This is a genomic window from Nocardioides psychrotolerans (genome assembly GCF_900113685.1).
Taxonomy (GTDB): domain Bacteria; phylum Actinomycetota; class Actinomycetes; order Propionibacteriales; family Nocardioidaceae; genus Nocardioides; species Nocardioides psychrotolerans.
The window spans coordinates 1-5,305 of the sequence record NZ_FOQG01000037.1 but is presented as its reverse complement, the minus strand read 5'-3'; the positions used below and the strand labels follow the sequence as shown (position 1 = coordinate 5,305).

At 55.3% G+C, this 5,305-nt stretch carries 2 rRNA genes; both read right to left on the bottom strand.

Features of this window, described 5'->3' with window-relative positions:
* Positions 1-105: 105 nt before the first annotated feature.
* Positions 106-3,228: ribosomal RNA gene (locus tag BM204_RS22030) — 23S ribosomal RNA — on the bottom strand.
* Positions 3,229-3,631: 403 nt separating this feature from the next.
* Positions 3,632-5,159, bottom strand: a 16S ribosomal RNA gene (locus tag BM204_RS22025).
* The 16S and 23S rRNA genes sit together here, the layout of an rRNA operon.
* Between the last annotated feature and the right edge of the window lie 146 nt (positions 5,160-5,305).

The window sequence follows — 5,305 nt, the reverse complement described above, 5'->3', positions numbered from 1 at the left end:
TCAGGGACACGCTGTGGTGACCGGGTGGTCTTTGATGTGGACGCGAACGACGCCTCAGCGTCTTGTTCATGTGTGCGCGGAATTGTGGTTTCAGTTGAGGGTTTGTGAGACAAGCCCTCGGCCTATTAGTACCGGTCGGCTGGGCATTGCTGCTGTATACCTCCGGCCTATCAACCCAATAATCTGTTGGGGGCCTTACCCACAAATGTGGTGGGAAACCTTATCTTGAAACGTGCTTCCCGCTTAGATGCATTCAGCGGTTATCACTTCCGAACGTAGCTAACCAGCCGTGCCCCTGGCGGGACAACTGGCACACCAGAGGTTCGTCCATCCCGGTCCTCTCGTACTAGGGACAGCCTTTCTCAAGTTTCCTGCGCGCGCGGCGGATAGGGACCGAACTGTCTCACGACGTTCTAAACCCAGCTCGCGTGCCGCTTTAATGGGCGAACAGCCCAACCCTTGGGACCTACTCCAGCCCCAGGATGCGACGAGCCGACATCGAGGTGCCAAACCATCCCGTCGATATGGACTCTTGGGGAAGATCAGCCTGTTATCCCCGGGGTACCTTTTATCCGTTGAGCGACGCCGCTTCCACCTGCTGGCGCCGGATCACTAGTTCCGACTTTCGTCCCTGCTCGACATGTCTGTCTCACAGTCAAGCTCCCTTGTGCACTTACACTCGCCACCTGATTGCCAACCAGGCTGAGGGAACCTTTGAGCGCCTCCGTTACACTTTAGGAGGCAACCGCCCCAGTTAAACTACCCATCAGGCACTGTCCCTGATCCGGATTACGGACCTAGGTTAGATATCTAGTACGACCAGAGTGGTATTTCAACGTTGACTCCACAACCACTGGCGTGGCCACTTCACAGTCTCCCACCTATCCTACACAAGCCGAACCAAACACCAATACCAAACTATAGTAAAGGTCCCGGGGTCTTTCCGTCCTGCCGCGCGTAACGAGCATCTTTACTCGTAGTGCAATTTCGCCGAGTCCACGGTTGAGACAGCGCCCAAGTCGTTACTCCATTCGTGCAGGTCGGAACTTACCCGACAAGGAATTTCGCTACCTTAGGATGGTTATAGTTACCACCGCCGTTTACTGGGGCTTAAGTTCTCAGCTTCACCACTTACGTGGTTGACCGGTCCCCTTAACCTTCCAGCACCGGGCAGGAGTCAGTCCGTATACATCGTCTTACAACTTCGCACGGACCTGTGTTTTTAGTAAACAGTCGCTTGGGCCTGGTCTCTGCGGCCCTCCCCGCTACCGGCTGCAAGAGCCTTGACGGTTCGGGCCCCCCTTCTCCCGAAGTTACGGGGGCATTTTGCCGAGTTCCTTAACCATGGTTCGCTCGATCGCCTTAGTATTCTCTACCTGATCACCTGAGTCGGTTTGGGGTACGGGCGGCGTATAGCTCGCTAGAGGTTTTTCTCGGCAGCATAGGATCAACCACTTCCCCCATACGGGGTCGGCATCACGTCTCAGGCTCGTCATCAAAGACAGCGTTCCGGATTTGCCTAGAACACACCCTACCTGCTTACCCGTGGACAACCATCGCCACGGCTGGTCTACCTTCCTGCGTCACCCCATCGCTTGACTACTACCGGTTCGGATCCCACGCTACGCTCACCAGCCTCGCCCCGAAGGGTCCGGTCCAATAAGTTTCGGATGGTTAGCATCACCGGGTTCATCATGGGCGCTACTTTGCCGGTACGGGAATATCAACCCGTTGTCCATCGACTACGCCTGTCGGCCTCGCCTTAGGTCCCGACTTACCCAGGGCAGATTAGCTTGACCCTGGAACCCTTGATCATTCGGCGGAAGAGTTTCTCACTCTTCATTCGCTACTCATGCCTGCATTCTCACTCGTGTCGCGTCCACACCTGGATCACTCCGATGCTTCACCCGCGACACGACGCTCCCCTACCCATCCACACACCTGAACCACGAAGGCTAAGTTATATATGTGAATGCCATAGCTTCGGCGGATGACTTGAGCCCCGCTACATTGTCGGCGCGGAATCACTTGACCAGTGAGCTATTACGCACTCTTTCAAGGGTGGCTGCTTCCAAGCCAACCTCCTGGTTGTCACTGCGACTCCACATCCTTTTCCACTTAGTCACCGCTTAGGGGCCTTAGCTGATGGTCTGGGCTGTTTCCCTCTCGACAATGGAGCTTATCCCCCACTGTCTCACTGCTGCGCTCTCACTTACCGGCATTCGGAGTTTGGCTAACGTCAGTAACCTTGTAGGGCCCATTAGCTATCCAGTGCTCTACCTCCGGCAAGAAACACGCAACGCTGCACCTAAATGCATTTCGGGGAGAACCAGCTATCACGAAGTTTGATTGGCCTTTCACCCCTATCCACAGGTCATCCCCTCAGTTTTCAACCTAAGTGGGTTCGGTCCTCCACGCGGTCTTACCCGCGCTTCAACCTGCCCATGGATAGATCACTTCGCTTCGGGTCTAGATCGTGCTACTCAAGCGCCCTATTCAGACTCGCTTTCGCTACGGCTACCCCACACGGGTTAACCTCGCAACACAACGCTAACTCGCAGGCTCATTCTTCAAAAGGCACGCCATCACAAGAGCAAGCTCTCGCTCTGACGGATTGTAGGCACACGGTTTCAGGTACTATTTCACTCCCCGCCAGGGGTACTTTTCACCTTTCCCTCACGGTACTAGTCCGCTATCGGTCATCGAGAAGTATTTAGGCTTAACGGGTGGTCCCGCCAGATTCACACGGAATTTCAGGAGTTCCGTGTTACTTGGGAAATCACTCGACAGACCAAAGCTTACACTTACGGGGCTATCACCCTCTACGGCGCCACTTTCCAATGGACTTGGACTTCACTTTGGTTTTCTTACTGTCTCATCCGCCGGCAGACGGACATGAATGCTCCCACGACCCCACATGCGCAACCCCTGCCGGGTATCACACGCACATGGTTTAGCCTCATCCGATTTCGCTCGCCACTACTCTCGGAATCACTTTTGTTTTCTCTTCCTATGGGTACTGAGATGTTTCACTTCCCCACGTTCCCTCCACACACCCTATTTTATTCAGATGTGGGTAACTGGACATGACTCCAGCTGGGTTTCCCCATTCGGACACCCCCGGATCACAGCTCGGTTGCCAACTCCCCAGGGCTTATCGCAGGCTCCAACGTCCTTCATCGGCTCTCGATGCCAAGGCATCCACCGTGTGCCCTTTACAGCTTGTCAACACAAACACTCAACAAAAACTACAAAGACACACACTACAAAAACAAACACACGACCACGCACAACAGCCACCCACCAACCCCCCTCACAAACAAGAGAAGATCACCAGGCGACACCTGCGTGCATCGTGTAGATGCTCGCGTCCACTATCAAAGTTTCAAACACCAAGAAAACACCAGACCCAACACCCCCCGAAGGAGGCCGGCCTGATCTCTCAGGGCCCAACAGTGTGCCAACTCATCCACCAACGCGCACCACCCCGATTTCCACACCCACAACAAAAGCTGCAGACCGTACTCAGGAGCGCCACACGCCGACTTCAACGTTCATCGATGATTCCACTAGTGAACACCACCATTGCCACCTGGACAGACGCCAGGCGTGCGGGGCATGTGCTCCTTAGAAAGGAGGTGATCCAGCCGCACCTTCCGGTACGGCTACCTTGTTACGACTTCGTCCCAATCGCCAGCCCCACCTTCGACGGCTCCCTCCACAAGGGTTGGGCCACCGGCTTCGGGTGTTGCCGACTTTCGTGACGTGACGGGCGGTGTGTACAAGGCCCGGGAACGTATTCACCGCAGCGTTGCTGATCTGCGATTACTAGCGACTCCGACTTCATGGGGTCGAGTTGCAGACCCCAATCCGAACTGAGACCGGCTTTTTGGGATTCGCTCCGCCTTACAGCATCGCAGCCCTTTGTACCGGCCATTGTAGCATGCGTGAAGCCCTGGACATAAGGGGCATGATGACTTGACGTCATCCCCACCTTCCTCCGAGTTGACCCCGGCAGTCTCCTATGAGTCCCCACCATAACGTGCTGGCAACATAGAACGAGGGTTGCGCTCGTTGCGGGACTTAACCCAACATCTCACGACACGAGCTGACGACAGCCATGCACCACCTGTATACCGACTAAAAGGGGCCCCATCTCTGGGGCTTTCCGGCATATGTCAAACCCAGGTAAGGTTCTTCGCGTTGCATCGAATTAATCCGCATGCTCCGCCGCTTGTGCGGGCCCCCGTCAATTCCTTTGAGTTTTAGCCTTGCGGCCGTACTCCCCAGGCGGGGCGCTTAATGCGTTAGCTGCGGCACGGAACCCATGGAATAGGCCCCACACCTAGCGCCCAACGTTTACGGTGTGGACTACCAGGGTATCTAATCCTGTTCGCTCCCCACACTTTCGCTCCTCAGCGTCAGGTGATGCCCAGAGAACCGCCTTCGCCACCGGTGTTCCTCCTGATATCTGCGCATTTCACCGCTACACCAGGAATTCCGTTCTCCCCTGCATACCTCTAGTCTGCCCGTATCGAAAGCAGGCACCGAGTTAAGCCCGGTGTTTTCACTCCCGACGCGACAAACCGCCTACGAGCCCTTTACGCCCAATAATTCCGGACAACGCTCGCACCCTACGTATTACCGCGGCTGCTGGCACGTAGTTGGCCGGTGCTTCTTCTGTACCTACCGTCACCACCCACAACGGGCGCTTCGTCGGTACTGAAAGAGGTTTACAACCCGAAGGCCGTCATCCCTCACGCGGCGTTGCTGGATCAGGCTTCCGCCCATTGTCCAATATTCCCCACTGCTGCCTCCCGTAGGAGTCTGGGCCGTGTCTCAGTCCCAGTGTGGCCGGTCACCCTCTCAGGCCGGCTACCCGTCGAAGCCTTGGTAGGCCATTACCCCACCAACAAGCTGATAGGCCGCGAGCACATCCTCCACCGAAAAAACTTTCCACGACCAACCCATGCAGGCAGTCGTCGTATCAGGTATTAGACCCCGTTTCCGAAGCTTATCCCCAAGTGAAGGGCAGATTACTCACGTGTTACTCACCCGTTCGCCGCTCGTGTACCCCCGAAAGGGCCTTACCGCTCGACTTGCATGTGTTAAGCACGCCGCCAGCGTTCGTCCTGAGCCAGGATCAAACTCTCCGTAGAAAATTCCATCACTGACAAAAAACAAAACTGACAATTGCCAGATCTATCTAATGCCGAAAAAACAACCCAAACTTTGACATAAGGGCATACAAACTAATTCATCGACTATGACACACTGTTGAGTTCTCAAAGATCAGACGCACACC